The sequence below is a fragment of the Kitasatospora sp. NPDC101108 genome, from assembly GCF_055584725.1.
The window spans coordinates 545,741-560,255 of sequence record NZ_JBVJLM010000001.1; the positions used below are offsets into that span (position 1 = coordinate 545,741).

A 14,515-nucleotide genomic window follows, 5' to 3' on the forward strand; every position below is an offset into this window, starting at 1 on the left:
GCCGCCGGATCAAGGACGTGCAGGGAGCGGAACATGCGTGTGCACTACCCCCGGACGCCGCATCTCCCCTGGTCACCGGGGGCTGCGGCGGACGACATCAGGACCGGGGACCTCTCCGGCCTGACCGGGGCGGAGGTCGTCGTCACCGAGAAGCTGGACGGCGAGAACACCACGCTCTACGCCGACGGCCTCCACGCCCGCTCGCTGGACTCCGCCCACCACCTGTCCCGGGCCTGGGTCAAGGGCCTGCAGAGCCGGGTGGGTCCCCGGATCCCGGCCGGCTGGCGGGTCTGCGGCGAGAACCTGTTCGCCCGGCACTCCATCCCGTACACCGACCTGGACAGCTGGTTCCACGGCTTCTCGGTCTGGACGGACCGGGACCGCTGCCTGGACTGGGACGACACCGTCCGCTTCCTGCGCCGCCTCGGGATCCCGACACCCCGGGTGCTCTGGCGCGGCCGCTACGACGAACGGGCGCTGCGCGCCCTGCGGTTGGACCTGGACCGGCAGGAGGGCTACGTCGTCCGAACGGTCCGCGGCTTCCCCCGGGCCGAGTTCGGCGAACGGATCGCCAAGTGGGTCCGCCCGCACCACGTCCGTACCGACACCCACTGGATGCACGCCGCCGTGGTGGAGAACGGCCTCGGCCCGAACGCCGCGCTCTGGGACGTACGCGCCGGCCAGCTGCCGGACCTCCCACTGCTGGCCGAAGCCTTGGCGTTCCCAGAACTCGACTGCCCGGAACAGGAGTTGGCGGAGGTATCCGCCCGGCTGGACGAGCTGGGCCGCACCGGCGACGCCCGGCTGGCCGGCGTGCTCGCCACCGCGCTGCGTCGCACCACCCATCGGAACCGAACCACCGCCTCCCCGCTCGCCACCCGCCCCGCGGAGCCCCAGCTCGCCCCCCGACCGGCCGCACCCCAGCTCGCCCCCCGGCTGGCCGACCGCCTCGGCCTGCCGCTGGCCCGCCGGGTCGCCGACCTGGTCGCCCTCCACTCCGGCCTCCAGCAGCCGTACCCGGACGAGGAGCGTCGCGCCGGCCTGGTCCGGCTCACCGCCGCCGCCGACCTCGGCGTCCTGCACGCGGTGGCCGCGACCGCCGCCCCGGGCCCCGCCGAGCGGGAGCAGGTCGCCTGGTCCGCCCTGCACGCCGAGGACGCCGGACTGCTCGACGCCGACCCGCTGGCCTGGCTGCGCACCGGCCTGCGCGAGGCCCTGGCCGACCTCGCCCCGGACGCCGCCGACCGCTGCTGGGCCCAGGCCCGCGAGGCCTACGCGCTCGGCCGGATCACCACCGTCGAGGAGGCGGTCGCCGCCACCTGGCGCTGGCGGGACGGCCGCTTCCCCCGGCTCGTCCACCTGAGCGGGCCGTCCGGCAGCGGCAAGAGCACCTTCGCCGCCGCGCTGCCCGGCGTCTCCACCCGGATCAGCCTGGACGACCTGCGCGCCGCCCTCGGCTCGCGCTCCGACCAGCGCCACAACCCCGAGGTGCTGCGCACCGGACTGGCCCGGCTGGACGCGGCCCTCGCCGACCCGGCCGCCACCGTGGCCTGGGACGCCACCTCGCTCAACCGCGAGCAGCGCTCCCACGTCCACGGCATCGCCCGGCGCCGCGACGCCCTGGTCACCCAGGTGGTGCTGATGGTCGGCGAGCAGGAACTGCTGCGCCGCAACGCCGTCCGCCCGCACCCGGTGCCGTCCGAGGTGCTCACCGCCCAACTGCACCGCTTCAGCCCGCCACACCCCGGCCAGGCGCACCGCACCTGGTACGTCGGCCCGGGTGGCACCGTGGAGGACACGGCGGGCACGCTCGACTCCGAGGAGGAGTGATGCGCCCCATCGAACAGGTCTGCCAGCGCATCCGCTGGGACGCCCGCTTCGACCCGGCCCGGTTCACCCTGGGCGTGCGCCAGCGCGACGACCGTACCAAGCGCGTCCCGCTGGAGGCCTTCGCCGCCGCCGGCGAGGTTCCCTGGCACCGGGTCCGCTGGGTCGAGGCGGACGGCGTCGTGGTGTGGGACCGCACCACCGGCGTGGACGTCCTGGACACCACCGAGGCGGGGCGCCGCAGCGAACCCCGCCACCTCCCCTCACCCTTCTTCACCACCGTCACCCCGTACGCCTGGCGGCCGGACGGCGGCTGGCAGCCGCACGAGGCCCGCACCGAAGCGGCCGGCTCGGACAACCTTCGCGTGGTCACCTGGAACACCCTGTGGGACCGTTACGACGCCGACCGGATCTTCACCGCCCGCCGCCGGCCGCTGCTGCTCGCCGAGCTGGAGGCCGCCGACGCCGACGTGATCGCCCTCCAGGAGGTCGAACCGGCCCTGGCCGCCCAGCTGCTGGCCGCCCCCTGGGTCCGCGACGGCTACACCCTCGGCGGCGACCCGTCCGGCGGCGACGTGGCCGAGTACGGACTGCTGCTGCTGAGCCGGCTCCCGGTGCTCGAAGCCGGACGGCACGTCCTCGGCTCGCACAAGGCCGTCATCGCCGTCACCGCCCGGACGGCCGACGGCCCGCTGACCGTCGCCGCCGTCCACCTGAGCAGCGACCACTCGACGGACGGCCCCGCCCGCCGCCAGGCCGAGCTGGCCCGGCTGGCGGAGGGACTGTCCGCCGTCGAGGGCGAGTTGCTGCTGCTCGGGGACTTCAACGACGCCCGCTCCGGCCCGGACGGCCCCGCCGCCGCCCTGGGCCTGCGGGACGCCTGGACCCAGGTGCACGGCCCGGCCGACGACACCCCCACCTTCGACCCCACCGCCAACCCACTGGCCGCCGTCTCCTCACTCACCGGCCGGCCCGGCCGGATCGACCGCGTGCTGCACCGGTCCGACCGCGCCCGCGCCACCGCGGCCACCCTGCTCGGCGACCGGCCGGCCCCCGACGGGCTCCACCCCTCCGACCACTACGGCGTCGCCGTCGACCTCACCCTCGACGACGCCTCCTCCCCGGAGACGCTGGACGCCGCGCCCACCCCCCGGACCGCCGTCGCCTGGCTGCCGCCCGAGGAACTCTGGCCGCCGATCCAGCAGTTGCGCACCGCCCACGACCCGCAGATCCGGCGCTGGCCCCCGCACGTCAACCTGCTGTTCGGCTTCGTCCCGGAGTCCGCGTTCGACCGCGCCCTGCCGCTGCTCGGCGCGGCCGCCGCCGAGGTCTCCCCGTTCACCGCCCGGCTGGACGGCGTGCACACCTTCGGGCACCGCGAGGACGCCACCATCTGGCTGGACCCGGCCGCCGCGGCACCGGAACCCTGGGCCGCACTCCGGCACGCCCTCGAACGCCGCTTCCCCCGCTGCCGGGGCCGCGCCGAGGGCTTCACCCCGCACCTGAGCCTCGGGCGCAGCGCGGACCCGCAGCGGGTGGCCGCGGACTGCGCGGCCCGACTGACGGGCACGGACGCCCGGGTCGGCGAGCTGGTGGTGCTCTCCCGTCGGGGTGACGAGCCGATGCGCCCACGCGCGGTGGTCGCACTGGGCACGGGCGAGGTGCGGCTGCTGCCGGAGGACCCGGCGGTGTCGCTGCGCGCCGAAGCACCCGAACGCACCGCCGTTGCCGACGAGTTGGCCCGGCGGATCGCCTCGGCGCTGCCCGAAGGCATCGTCCACACGGTGGGCTCGCGGCGCCTGGGCTGCCAGTTGGACGGCGGCGACCTGGACCTGGTGGCCGCGCTCCCGGGCCCGGCCGACCTGCCCGGGGTGCTGGCCCGGGTGAGGGCCGCGGTGCCGCAGGCCCGGCAGGTGCGGGAGGTGCGCGGCGCCCGGGTGCCGGGGCTGCGACTGGAGACGGACGGGCTGACCGTCGACCTCGCCCTGGTGTTCACCGGCGCCCTGGATCCCGCCCAAGCCGTGCCCCGGCGCGCCGAGTTGGGCGAGGCGGCGGCCGTCGCGCTGAGCGCGGTGACGGACGCCGAGGCGATCCTGTCGGTACTCGGGGAGCGGCACCCCCGCTTCGTCCGGCTGGCCCGGCAGGTCAAGGCCTGGGCCCGGGCGCGCGGGCTGGACGGTGCGCCGTTCGGCCAACTGCCCTCGCTGGCCTGGTCGGTGCTCGCCGCCCGCACCGTCCTGTCGGCCCCCGACGCCCTCGACGCCTCCGATGCCCCCGACGCCTCCGATGCCTCCGACGCCTCCGAGGACGACCTGTTCCAGCGCTTCACCGAGACCTGGGCCTCCTGGGACTGGCGCCAACCGGTCACCCTCACCGGGGAGTTCACCGATCGCAGCTCCGCCGCGCTGACCGTCCTCACCCCCTCCGCCCCCGTCCGCAGCTGCACCACCCAGGTCGGCCCGGACACCCGCGACCTGATCACCGAGGAGCTCTACCGCGCCTGGGAGCTGACCACCACCGACCCCGACCCCTGGCCCGCCCTGCTCTCCCCGCCCCCGCTGCACCGTCGGCACGCCGCCTGGGCCGTGATCAGCGCCGACGAGGGGTCCGCCGGCCCCGTCCGCGGCCGCCTCCGCACCCTGCTCGCCGCCCTGGAGGAGGCCGGAGCCACCCGTCTCCACGCCTGGCCCCGCCCCTACCGCACCCGCGACGGCCGTATCCACTTCCCGGTAGGTCTCGGCCCCACCCCACTCCCCCGCGCCCAGCTCACACCGATCGCCACCGCCTGGTCCCGCGGCCTGCCCGGTGTCCACGTCGAGCACGCCGAGTGCGGTGCCGTCCCGACCCTCACCCGCTGACGGGTGACGGCGTGACGGGACACGGCCCGCCGCGGGCGGCCGGACCGGCACGAAGTACCGTGCGCGTCATGACCTCTCCGATTCGCCGGTTACTGGTGGGGCGCACCGTCGCCGCCCTCGCGACCGCGCTGATCCCGACCACCCTCACCCTCGCGGTCGTCCGCACCGGCTCGGGCACGGACCTCGGACTGGTGCTGGCCTGCGAGTTGCTCCCCATGCTCGTCCTGCTGCCCGTCGCGGGCGTGGTCGCCGACCGCTTCCCGCCGCAACGGGTCGTGCTCGCCGCGGACCTGACGCGCGCCGCCGCGCAACTCGCGATCGGCGCGGAACTGCTCGTCGGCCGGGTGCGGATCGGCGATCTGGCCGTGCTGTCGGCGGTGACGGGCGGGGCCGTGGCCTTCGGGACACCGGCCGTCCGTACGCTGGTCGCCGCCGTCGTGAGCGGACCGGCGCGTCTTCGGACCAACGCCCGGCTCGGCGCCGCGCAGGGGCTCGCGCAGATCGCGGCTCCCGCGGCCGCCGGCGGTCTGATGCTGCTGGTGGGGGCCGGCTGGTCCTCCCTGCTCACCGGCACCCTGTTCATCGCGTCCGCCACCACTCTGGGCGGGTTGCGGCTGGACCGCTCCCTCCCCCGCGCCGAGCGGAGCGCCTTCCTGGGGGAGCTGCGCGAGGGGTGGGCCGAGACCCGCCGTCATCCCTGGTTCCTGGCCAACGTCCTCGGCCACGGCGTGTGGCACCTGACCGCAGGCGTCCTCCTCACCCTGGGCCCGATGATCACCGCACGCCACCCGGGCGGGGACACCGCCTGGGTCGTCATCGCCGAGGTCGGCACGGTGGGGACGGTGGCCGGTGTCCAGGCCGCCTCCCGGCTGCGGATCCGCGAGCCACTGGTCGGCGTCGCCGTCGGCGCCGCCGTGTTCGCACTCCCGCTGACGGCCTTCGCCCTCGTGCTGCCGGTCCCGGTCGTCGCGGCCGCCTACTTCGCCGGGATGTTCGGCGTCGGCGTCCTCAACCCGCTGTGGGAGACCACCGTGCAACGCCGCATCCCGCAGGAAACCCTCGGCCGCGTGGGATCCTTCGACACCCTGATCTCCTTCGCCGCCCGCCCGCTCGGCCTCGCGATCGCCGCACCCCTCGCGGCAGCCACCGGGACCTCGGCGCCGCTGTTCCTGGGAGCGGCCCTGGTGGGCACGGCGAATCTCGCCGTCCTGCTGCTCCCCACCGTCCGGGAAGCGCCCCGCACACCGGCACCGGCTGCCGAACAGGCCTGCTGAACCCACGCGACGGACTGTCCGGTCAGCCGGCGCGACCGGGACCGGGGACCGGAGCCCCGGCGGGCCGGTCAGAGGAAGGGACCGACGTAGAACGGGCCGTAGTAGGCGTTGTAGCCCGCCTGGTAGTCGGTACCGGTGCCGTGGGTGGGGTCGAACGCGGGGCCGTTCTTGATCTCGTCCTTCGTCCGGTCGACGTACACCTTCTTCTCGTGCTGGTCGACCCTGGCGACGGTGGCCGCGGGCAGCAGGACCCGGGTGCCGAAGATCCACGGGCCGGTGTCCACCACGAGGTACGAGGCACCGACCTCCTCGGAGTGCTTGTCGATCTTGCCGATCGGGCCGTCGGAGGCTTCGACGTGGAAGCCGACCAGGTCGGTGCCCGAGACGTGGCCGGATTCGGAACGGAACTCCCAGATCGTGCTGACGCTCATGGCTCTCCTCGTGTCGCGGCGTCGCCCGTGCGACGCGCTCCGTGACGACCGCCTTCCCGCGCGCTCGGGTTCCATGCCGGTGGCTCGCGCCCCGCCTCCGGCACGCCGAGCGCGGGACCGCCACCGGCAGGACGCGTCAGCGTTCCTGAGCACGGGTCAGCGGACGGGAGGTGACCCCGGTCGCATGCGGTCGCCGGATGCGGGCAGACGAACCTCGCACCTACCTGGAGGGAGGCCTTCATGTCCAGTAGCGGCGGAGTGGGATGGGCCCGGCGGCTTCCGCTCGGCGCGGGGGTCCGGGCGGGCCGGGAGTGGGCGAGGAGACACCTGGAGGACCTCGGCTGGAACCGGGACGCCCCGGCCGTCGCGGACGCGGTCGTGCTGGCCGTGTCCGAGCTGACCACCAACGCCCACGTCCACGCCGGCAGCGACGCGGAGCTGGTGCTGACCTGGGACGGACGCTGCCTCCACCTGAGCGTCCACGACCACAGCAGCCGGCTGCCCCGCCGCCGGACGGCGACGCCGGAAGCCACCGGGGGGCGCGGCCTGGCGCTGGTCGACGCGCTCGCCGACCACTGGCACACCCGGCTGCAGAAGAACGGCAAGACGGTCACCGCCTACTTCCACCCGCCGGACGCCGGTCAGCCGTGCGCGAGGCAGTGCCTGAGCTCGTCGAGCCCGTAGACGTGACCGCCCTGGGCGGCGGGCTCGCAGGACGGCTCGGTGTTCGCGGCCGTCGGGCGTGGGTGAGGGAAGCACGAGGGCCCGGGCCCGCGCTCGTTCGCGCGGGCCCGGGCCCTCGACGGTCACCCCGGCGACCCCTGTCCGACCGCCGAGGCGGGAGGAGCCGATGTGGTCGGCTCAGTACCAGTGGTGGGTCTGCCAGAACGCCCAGGCGGCGTTCGGGCTGCCGTAGCGGGTGTTCATGTAGTCCAGCGCCCACTTGATCTGGGTGGCCGGGTTGGTCTTCCAGTCCGCGCCGGCCGAGGCCATCTTGGAGGCCGGCAGCGCCTGGCCCAGCCCGTAGGAGCCCGAGCTCGGGTTGGTCGCCGTCACGTTCCAGCCGGACTCGTGCGAGATGATCTGGCTGAACGAGGCCAGCTGGTTCGCCGGGACGATCTGGGCGGCGACGGCCTGCGGGGAGGCGTCCGCGGCCGAGGCCATGGTGGGGACCACGGCGGCACCCAGGGCGGTCACACCGGCGGCGCCGGCAAGAATCGCGGCAGAGGTACGCATACGGAGCTTGAAAGCGGGCATGTAGAGCAAGACCTCAATCGGGTTGGGCCGGTGTCACGCCCCGCCTCGACCGTGGCCGGACAGGGGCCGAACGGTCGCGGGGCGTGACTCGGCGGTTAGCCGCATCCGGCGGGACAGGAGCCGGTGCGGCCGACGACGAATGCAAACCTGCCAGACCGGATCCGCGGCCGCCAAGACCCCCTCAGCACGATCCCCCGTCGTAGCCGGAGACCCTGGCGCCGATTCGACGGCGGGGCAGCAGATCGAGCGGGTGGCCGGCCGGTAGCCCTCTCTGCATCTGCGCGAGCCGCCCCCCGCCTCCTCCCCGATCAGTCCTCGAAAGGGCGGGGCCGGACACCACTATCCGTCGTCGTACACCGCATTCGCGTGTGAGCGCACTCACCACGCGATCCCCGGGAGTCTCACCGACCGGCCGACCTCCATCACGCTGAGCCACCGGCGCCGACCGCCTGCTGTACGGGCTGCGCGCCGCATGCCACCCCAGACCACCTCCTCCTGGCTCCGGGCCCCGGCCGCGGCCGGCGGGCACGAGGGGGGAGGCCGTCGACGACCGTGGCAGCCGAGGTCAGGGGGGATCGGTGAAGAAGGCGTCCACCGGGGAGGGGGCCGCGGGCTGCCACTCGATCATCATGATCGTGGCATCGTCGGAGAGCGGGTTGTCCTGGTGCTCCAGGATCGCGTGGATGAGCCGGCGCAACGCCTCGGGGGCCTCCTCGCCGGCGGCGGTGGCCCGGATGACGAAGTCGGTGAAGCGTTCGAGGCCGAAGAGTTCGCCGCCGGCACCCCTGGCCTCGGTGACGCCGTCGGTGTAGACGAGCAGCCGGTCGCCCGGCTGGAGCCGGAGGGTCTGGGCGGTGCGGGGACCATCGGAGAGCGCGCCCAGCCCCAGGGGCGGTTCCGAGACGCGGGCGAGGGCATCCGCGACGACCTGCTGGTCGCGGATCAGCAGGGGCGGCGGGTGGCCGCAGTTGATCCACTCCAGTGCCCCGGCGGCCACGTCCAGGCGCAGCATGATGCCGGTGGCGAAGCGGTCGGGCAGCCAGTGCTGGAGGGTGTCGTCGATGGTGGCGACCAGGTCGGGCAGGTCGGCGCCGTTGCGCCGGGCGTTGCGGCAGGCGGCGAGGGCGACGGCGGCGGTCAGGCCGGAGGCGAGGTCGTGGCCCATCGCGTCGAGGACGGTGGCGTGCAGGACGCCTGCGGCCAGCGAGTGGTCGAAGGCGTCCCCGCCGAGGTCGTAGGCGGGCTCCAGGACGGCGGTGGACACGACCCTGTCGGTGCGGACGGTGCGGGGCGGAAGGAAGGCGCGCAGCATCTCCGCGGGGAGGCTCATGCGCTCCACGCGGGTGCCCAGGGCGTAGCTGTCGCTGGTGTCGCGCTTGGACGTGATCACCATGGCGAGCAGTGCGGCGAGCAGTCGGCAGCGGTGCAGCGCCTCGCGGTTCAGGCGGTCGGTCCTCAGGCACAGGACGCCGAGCCGGTCGGCGCCGTCGGACAGGGGGAACCAGGCCACCAGTCCGTTGTCGTCCTCGGTGACGCGCAGGGAGGCGGTGCGGAAGGCCCAGCCGGCGCTGGTGCCGTCGATCGGCAGTCCCGGACCGCCCGTGAGGGGGACGAGCCGGTGTTGTTGGATGTCGACGAGGTAGACGGTGCCGGAGCCGATGCCGAGCGCCCGGGTGTAGTGCTGGGCGATGGCCGGAACGTCCCGGGGGTCCAGGGTGCGCCCCGAGGCGAGGAACCGTTCCAGCAGCTGTTCGACGGGGCTGAGCGGCGGTGTCGGGTCGGCCATTCCTCCAGGGGACGTGATGTCCGCTCCGGCCGCTACCCCGTGGGTCCGTCCGGCGGCGTCAGTCGCCCTGGGACCAGGCGGCGACCGGCAGTGACAGGTAGACGCCGAAGTCGACGAGCCCGGTCGCGGCGCGGATGCCCTCGTGGAGCGCGTCCACCCGTTCCTGCCGGTCGGCCGCCCTGCTGGCGAACCACTTCGACTTGATCTCGATCACCACCGCCAGCCCGCTGCGGTCCAGCGGGCCCAGCGGCCGGAAGCGGATCTCGACGTCCCCGGGCTGCAGACCGCCGTCGTACGGTTCCTCGGGGCACTCCACCGCCAGGGACACCAGATGCGGCAGTACCGAACCCAGTTCGCGCAGGGAGGACTCGGGCACGGTGGGCGCGTAGGTCACGTCGACGAGCGGCATACCGGCCACCCTAGGGCCTGAGTCCGTCCGGACCCGCCGCGGGCAGCGGAGGCGCGGTCCCCACAGTCCGCCGGGGCGCGGGTTCGCTCAGTCCACCGGGGCGTGGGTGCGCTGCGGCAGGTTCACCACCAGCAGGGCCAGTCCCGCCAGGGTGACGTTGCGGATCGCCGCGTCCAGGCCGTTCCAGGCCTTCGACTGCCACATCGCGAACCACTCCCCGCCGATCCCGATGAACCCGGCCCCGAAGAGCAGCAGCATCAGCAGCAGGCCGAGGGTGCTGAGCCGACGCGCCACTGCCGGCCGCAGCCACCAGGCGAACGCCCCCGCCGTCAGCACCAGGGCGCTCAGCGCCTCCCAGGCGATGATCGCGACGTACGCCGCGTTCTGCAGCCCGGGGGACGTGACGGCACGCCACATCAGGTCCTGGTCGCGGAAGGTGGTGTCCATCGCCAGCACGTGCTGGACGAACCGCTGGTTGGTGGCGAAGTCGGTGACGTTCCCGAAGGCCACGAGCAGCAGGTAGAGCGCGTTCGTCCCGGTGAGCACGGCCGCCGCCGCGCGCGGGGAGCCGAGCGCGAGCAGGCGGTCGCGGACGGTGGGGCCGCCGGGGCTCGCGGGCGCCGGGTTCGCGGGGCGGGTGGTCGTCATGCGGAACAGGCTAGCCGCTGCGGGGAGTTGACCGCTGGGCCTCGGACGGCCGGCACCGACCCTGCTCAGGCCGCTGCGGCCAGGGCCCGTGCGGGCTGCGTCGACTCGTAGGCGTGGCCCACCCGTAGGAGCACGGGCTCGCCGAGGGGGCGGGCGAGCAGTTGCAGGCCGATCGGCAGGCCGGCCGGGTCCTGGCCGACCGGGACGGTCAGGGCGGGCACCCCGGTGATGTTGGCCGGGGCGCTCAGGCGCACGTAGGCGTCGGAGACGCCCTCCACGGTGCCGTCGGGCCAGGTGACCGTCTCCTCGTCCCTTCCGACCGCGGGCATCGGGACGCTCGGGGCCGCGATCACGTCGACCTCCGCCAGCATCCGGGCCCACGCGGCGCGCATGAGCGTGCGCGAGCGCTGGGCACGGATGTGGTCGCCGGCGCTCATCAGCCCGCCGGCCTCCAGGAGGATGCGGACGTCCTCCTGGTACAGCTCGGGGACGGTCCGCAGGGTGCCCTCGTGGTAGGCGGCGGCCTCCGGCACCATCAGGCCCCACTGGGTGGCTCGGACGTAGCGGGCCATCGGGATGTCGACCTCGACGAGCCGCGCGCCCAGGGCTTCCAGCCGCCCGACGGCGTCCCGGACGGCGGCCTCCACCCGCGGGTGGACGTGGTCGAAGTAGTAGGTGCGCGGCACGCCGACGCGCAGCCCCGTCAGGTCGGTGTCGGGGCCGGGCCGGTAGTCGGCGGCGGGCACGAGCAGCGAGGCCGGGTCGCGGGCGTCGTGTCCGGCCAGTGCGGTCAGCACCAGGCCCGCGTCCTCGACGGTGCGGGTGAGCGGGCCGACGTGGTCCAGGGACCAGGAGAGGGGGGTGACGCCGTGCCGGGGGACGAGGCCGTAGGTCGGCTTGAGGCCGACGACCCCGTTGAGCGCGGCGGGCACCCGGATCGACCCGCCGGTGTCGGTGCCCAGGGCGAAGGTCGCGGCGCCCGAGGCGACGGCGACCGCGGAGCCGCCGCTGGAGCCGCCTGCGACCCGGGTGCGGTCCCAGGCGTTGCGGGTCTGCGGGGTGGTCAGACCGAACGCGAACTCGTGGGTGTGGGTCTTGCCGAGCAGGACGGCGCCGGCCGCACCCAGGCGCGCGGCGACCGTGCTGTCCGCTCCCGCGCGGTGGCCCGCGCGGACACGGGAACTGGCCGTGGTGGGCATCCCGTCGACGTCGATCAGGTCCTTGAGCCCCATCGGGATGCCGTGCAGCGGTCCCCGGTAGCGGCCGTGGGCCACCTCGTGCTCCGCCTCGGCCGCCGCCCGGCGCGCCCGCTCGGCGGTGACGGTGACGTAGGCGCCGAGGTGCGGTTCCACGTTCCCGATGCGGTCGAGGACGGAGTCGACCAGTTCGACGGGGGACAGTCGCCGGGCCCGGATCGCGTCCGCGGCTGCGGCGAGGGACAGCTCATACGGCTGCATCGTGGTTCTCCTCTCCGGCGCGGTAGGCGGCGGCCGGCGGGACGTCCGCGAAGTCCAGTTCGCGCAGGACGGCGACGACCTGGTGGATGTGGTCGGCGACCGCGGCCACCGCGGCGTGGCGCTCGGCGGGCAGGACGAGTCCGGCGCGGGCGGCCCAGCGGGCGGCCTCCGGTGGTGTGAGTTCGACGGTGGACATGGGTGTTCTCCTTCTCGGTCGGGGTTCGGTCGGAGTGGCGGGTGGCCGAGGCCGTGAAGGCCAGGGATTTGCTCGGGGGACTGCGGGCGCCGCGGCCGCTCTGCGGCCGGCGCAAGGGGCGGCAGCAGCCCCGTGATCAGGCCGCGCCGGCCGGGAACTCGGCGCCCGGCTCGGCGAGCAGCCGGTAGCGGCCGCGCTCCCGGCGGACGGTGCCGGCCGTGGGCCGCGGGAAGTGGGTGCCCAGGAGCAACGCGTCGGTGTCCGCCAGGGCGTCGAGCAGCCGGCTGCGGGTGCGGACCGCCTGGGCGGCGTCGATGTCGACGCAGCTGTTCACGTGGGGGTGGGACAGCTGGACGGGGTGGTGGATGCTGTCGCCGGTGATCAGCGCCCGGCGGTCGCTGCCGCGCAGTTCCACGGCGACCTGCCCCGGGGTGTGGCCCGGGGCAGGGACCAGGAGGACGCCCGGCGCCACCTCGTGCCCCTGCTCGGGCACGTCCACAAGGTCGTACTGTCCGGCGTCGCGGACGGGGTGGACGGAGTCGCGGAACATCTGGCGGCGGGCCTCGTCCAGGTCGGTGGCGGCCCAGTGGTCCCATTCGGTGCGGCCGGTGAGGTAGCGGGCGTTGGGGAAGGTGGGGACCCAGTCCTCGCCGACGAGGCGCGTGTTCCAGCCGACGTGGTCGGTGTGCAGGTGCGTGGTGATCACCAGGTCCACGGACTCGGGCGGGAAGCCGGCCGCCGCCAGGCGCTCCGGGAAGTCGGTGTCGAGACCGTTCCACGCCGGGTTGGCACGGGTCTTGCCGTTTCCGATGCCGGTGTCCACGACGATCCGCACTCCGCCCGTCTCCACCGCGAAGCTGTGGCTCGCCAGACGGGGGACGTCGGCATCGGCGAAGTCCGGGCGCAGCCACGACGCCTCGTCCAGCACTTCCTTGGTGGCGTCCGGCAGCAGCCAGGGTCCGGTCTGCCGAGGCAGTTCGATCTCGTCGACACGGCGTACGGTGATGTCGCCGAGGCTCCATCCGGTGCTGGTGGCGGGGGTGGTCCGACGGGGCGTGCTCATGGGAAGGTCCTTGGGTTGTGGGGGGTTGGGGTTCGATCAGGCGGTGCGCTGCTGCCGCAGGGCGCGGGCGAGGCCGATCAGGGTCAGCAGGATGACCGTCACCGCGTAGAGCGAGACGGCGGTCCCCAGGCCGCACAGGTTGGTCAGCAGGCCGGCGACGACCGCGGGGATGCTCATGGCCAGGTAGCTGAGGACGTAGTAGGCGGCGAGCGTGCCGGCGCGTTCGCCCGGGGCGGCCGGAGGCAGCAGCAGGCGCAGGGCCCCCTGGGTGACCGCGCCGAAGCCCGCGCCCGCCGAGGCGGTGCCGACGAACAGCGCGGGCAGGCTGTGCAGGTACAGGCCGCTCAGGGTCAGCAGGCCCCCCGGGATCAGAAGCGCGCTGCCGGCGAGGCTCACGGTACGGGCGGGCAGCGCGCGGGCGGCGAGGCCGGCGAGGCCGGCCGCGGCCGTCAGGGTGAAGAAGACCAGGCCGCCGGTCGCGCGGTCGGCGTGCGGGGCGATGAGCCGGGCGAGCGAGGGGCCGAGGGAGGAGTAGAAGCCGCCCAGTGCCCAGACAGCGACGATGCCGGGCGCGGCGAGCGCCATGGCCGGCCGGGAGGCGGGGGCGACGGTGATCGCGGGACGCAGTGAGCGCCAGACACCGGAGTTGAGGCGGGAGGTCTCGGGAGTGTGCAGGACGGCGGCGGCCTGCGCGGTGAAGAGCAGGAGCAGCAGTAGGTAGACGGTGCGGGTGGGGGCGGGGGCGTACTGCACAAGGGCGGTGGCGGCCAGCACGCCGATCGCCATGCCGGCCACGGGGGTGACGCCGTTGGCGGCCGTTGCCCGGCCCGGGCGGTCGGGGTCCTCGAAGTCGAGCAGGGCGGCTCCGGCGGCGCTGGTGGCCACGCCGGTGGCCAGGCCCTGCAGGATCCGGGCGGCGATCAGCGCCGGCACCCCCTGGGCGGTGGCGAAGAGGGCCATCGTGACGGCTTCGGCCAGCAGCGCTCCAGCGAGGACCGGGCGCCGGCCGAGGTGGTCCGAGAGCGTGCCCGCGGTCAGCAGTGCCACCAGCAGGGCGAGCGCGTAGGCGCTGAACACGACGGTCAGCGTCATGGCCGAGAAGTGCCAGGCGGCCTGGTAGATCGCGTAGAGCGGGGTCGGCGCACTGGAGGCGGCCAGCAGGCCGACCAGGATCGAGGCATGGAGCCGGAAGGCGCCGCGGCGGCTCAGCAGGGGCGGGCGGCGGGAGCGGGATGGCAAGGCCGTGACGCTGGTCATGGAAGCACCTCAGAGCCTTAAGGCGAATACTTTGCATTAAGCACTCTAGGCC

13 protein-coding genes are annotated in these 14,515 nt (G+C 74.8%); 4 read left to right on the forward strand and 9 right to left on the reverse strand.

What is annotated here, in order from left to right:
• The first annotated feature begins 33 nt into the window (after positions 1-33).
• From ACZ6Z8_RS02440 to ACZ6Z8_RS02450, 3 genes are all read left to right on the forward strand, one after another.
• Entirely contained in the window at positions 34-1,830 is a 1,797-nt protein-coding gene (locus ACZ6Z8_RS02440; RefSeq protein WP_465605525.1) for an RNA ligase family protein, read from the forward strand.
• Entirely contained in the window at positions 1,830-4,685 is a 2,856-nt protein-coding gene (locus ACZ6Z8_RS02445; RefSeq protein ID WP_465605527.1) for an RNA repair domain-containing protein, read from the forward strand. The genes ACZ6Z8_RS02440 and ACZ6Z8_RS02445 overlap by 1 nt, the downstream gene beginning before the upstream one ends.
• A 68-nt stretch (positions 4,686-4,753) precedes the next feature.
• A complete protein-coding gene (locus ACZ6Z8_RS02450; protein WP_465605528.1) occupies positions 4,754-5,959 on the forward strand; it encodes an MFS transporter in 1,206 nt (401 codons plus the stop codon).
• Between the two features lie 68 nt (positions 5,960-6,027).
• Here ACZ6Z8_RS02450 and ACZ6Z8_RS02455 read toward each other — a convergent pair whose 3' ends face one another.
• The gene (locus tag ACZ6Z8_RS02455; protein WP_465605530.1) at positions 6,028-6,390 is read right to left on the reverse strand and encodes a PRC-barrel domain-containing protein; all 363 of its coding nucleotides are present in this window, start codon (positions 6,388-6,390) and stop codon (positions 6,028-6,030) included.
• A gap of 240 nt (positions 6,391-6,630) precedes the next feature.
• Between ACZ6Z8_RS02455 and ACZ6Z8_RS02460 the strand changes: the two genes are divergently transcribed.
• On the forward strand, positions 6,631-7,074 hold the full coding sequence (locus ACZ6Z8_RS02460; protein WP_465605532.1) for an ATP-binding protein: 444 nt from the start codon (positions 6,631-6,633) through the stop codon (positions 7,072-7,074).
• A gap of 177 nt (positions 7,075-7,251) precedes the next feature.
• Here ACZ6Z8_RS02460 and ACZ6Z8_RS02465 read toward each other — a convergent pair whose 3' ends face one another.
• The 8 genes from ACZ6Z8_RS02465 to ACZ6Z8_RS02500 all read right to left on the reverse strand — a co-directional run bounded on the left by ACZ6Z8_RS02465 (position 7,252) and on the right by ACZ6Z8_RS02500 (position 14,463).
• Positions 7,252-7,626, reverse strand: a complete 375-nt coding sequence (locus tag ACZ6Z8_RS02465; RefSeq protein WP_465605534.1) for an aggregation-promoting factor C-terminal-like domain-containing protein — start codon at positions 7,624-7,626, stop codon at positions 7,252-7,254.
• Positions 7,627-8,212: 586 nt separating this feature from the next.
• A complete protein-coding gene (locus ACZ6Z8_RS02470) occupies positions 8,213-9,433 on the reverse strand; it encodes a PP2C family protein-serine/threonine phosphatase (RefSeq protein ID WP_465605536.1) in 1,221 nt (406 codons plus the stop codon).
• Positions 9,434-9,491: 58 nt separating this feature from the next.
• Positions 9,492-9,842: a hypothetical protein gene (locus ACZ6Z8_RS02475; RefSeq protein ID WP_465605538.1), complete on the reverse strand. Its 351-nt coding sequence runs from the start codon at positions 9,840-9,842 to the stop codon at positions 9,492-9,494.
• Positions 9,843-9,929: 87 nt separating this feature from the next.
• The gene (locus ACZ6Z8_RS02480; RefSeq protein ID WP_465605540.1) at positions 9,930-10,490 is read right to left on the reverse strand and encodes a DUF2165 domain-containing protein; all 561 of its coding nucleotides are present in this window, start codon (positions 10,488-10,490) and stop codon (positions 9,930-9,932) included.
• A gap of 65 nt (positions 10,491-10,555) precedes the next feature.
• Positions 10,556-11,947 carry an amidase gene (locus ACZ6Z8_RS02485; protein WP_465605542.1) on the reverse strand — a complete coding sequence of 464 codons (1,392 nt, stop codon included), beginning with the start codon at positions 11,945-11,947 and terminating at the stop codon, positions 10,556-10,558.
• A complete protein-coding gene (locus ACZ6Z8_RS02490) occupies positions 11,934-12,143 on the reverse strand; it encodes a hypothetical protein (RefSeq protein WP_465605544.1) in 210 nt (69 codons plus the stop codon). The genes ACZ6Z8_RS02485 and ACZ6Z8_RS02490 overlap by 14 nt, the downstream gene beginning before the upstream one ends.
• 136 nt (positions 12,144-12,279) lie before the next feature.
• Positions 12,280-13,206 (reverse strand): MBL fold metallo-hydrolase, encoded by a 927-nt coding sequence (locus tag ACZ6Z8_RS02495; RefSeq protein ID WP_465605546.1) that lies wholly within the window; start codon positions 13,204-13,206, stop codon positions 12,280-12,282.
• A 36-nt stretch (positions 13,207-13,242) separates the two neighbouring features.
• The gene (locus ACZ6Z8_RS02500; RefSeq protein ID WP_465605548.1) at positions 13,243-14,463 is read right to left on the reverse strand and encodes an MFS transporter; all 1,221 of its coding nucleotides are present in this window, start codon (positions 14,461-14,463) and stop codon (positions 13,243-13,245) included.
• Between the last annotated feature and the right edge of the window lie 52 nt (positions 14,464-14,515).

What these genes read in the sequence shown, in the direction of transcription:
- ACZ6Z8_RS02440 (WP_465605525.1), top strand. Translation starts at nt 34, where the DNA reads ATGCGTGTGCACTACCCCCGGACGCCGCATCTCCCCTGGTCACCGGGG.
- ACZ6Z8_RS02445 (WP_465605527.1), top strand. Translation starts at nt 1,830, where the DNA reads ATGCGCCCCATCGAACAGGTCTGCCAGCGCATCCGCTGGGACGCCCGC.
- ACZ6Z8_RS02450 (WP_465605528.1), top strand. Translation starts at nt 4,754, where the DNA reads ATGACCTCTCCGATTCGCCGGTTACTGGTGGGGCGCACCGTCGCCGCC.
- ACZ6Z8_RS02455 (WP_465605530.1), bottom strand. Translation starts at nt 6,390, where the DNA reads ATGAGCGTCAGCACGATCTGGGAGTTCCGTTCCGAATCCGGCCACGTC.
- ACZ6Z8_RS02460 (WP_465605532.1), top strand. Translation starts at nt 6,631, where the DNA reads ATGTCCAGTAGCGGCGGAGTGGGATGGGCCCGGCGGCTTCCGCTCGGC.
- ACZ6Z8_RS02465 (WP_465605534.1), bottom strand. Translation starts at nt 7,626, where the DNA reads ATGCGTACCTCTGCCGCGATTCTTGCCGGCGCCGCCGGTGTGACCGCC.
- ACZ6Z8_RS02470 (WP_465605536.1), bottom strand. Translation starts at nt 9,433, where the DNA reads ATGGCCGACCCGACACCGCCGCTCAGCCCCGTCGAACAGCTGCTGGAA.
- ACZ6Z8_RS02475 (WP_465605538.1), bottom strand. Translation starts at nt 9,842, where the DNA reads ATGCCGCTCGTCGACGTGACCTACGCGCCCACCGTGCCCGAGTCCTCC.
- ACZ6Z8_RS02480 (WP_465605540.1), bottom strand. Translation starts at nt 10,490, where the DNA reads ATGACGACCACCCGCCCCGCGAACCCGGCGCCCGCGAGCCCCGGCGGC.
- ACZ6Z8_RS02485 (WP_465605542.1), bottom strand. Translation starts at nt 11,947, where the DNA reads ATGCAGCCGTATGAGCTGTCCCTCGCCGCAGCCGCGGACGCGATCCGG.
- ACZ6Z8_RS02490 (WP_465605544.1), bottom strand. Translation starts at nt 12,143, where the DNA reads ATGTCCACCGTCGAACTCACACCACCGGAGGCCGCCCGCTGGGCCGCC.
- ACZ6Z8_RS02495 (WP_465605546.1), bottom strand. Translation starts at nt 13,206, where the DNA reads ATGAGCACGCCCCGTCGGACCACCCCCGCCACCAGCACCGGATGGAGC.
- ACZ6Z8_RS02500 (WP_465605548.1), bottom strand. Translation starts at nt 14,463, where the DNA reads ATGACCAGCGTCACGGCCTTGCCATCCCGCTCCCGCCGCCCGCCCCTG.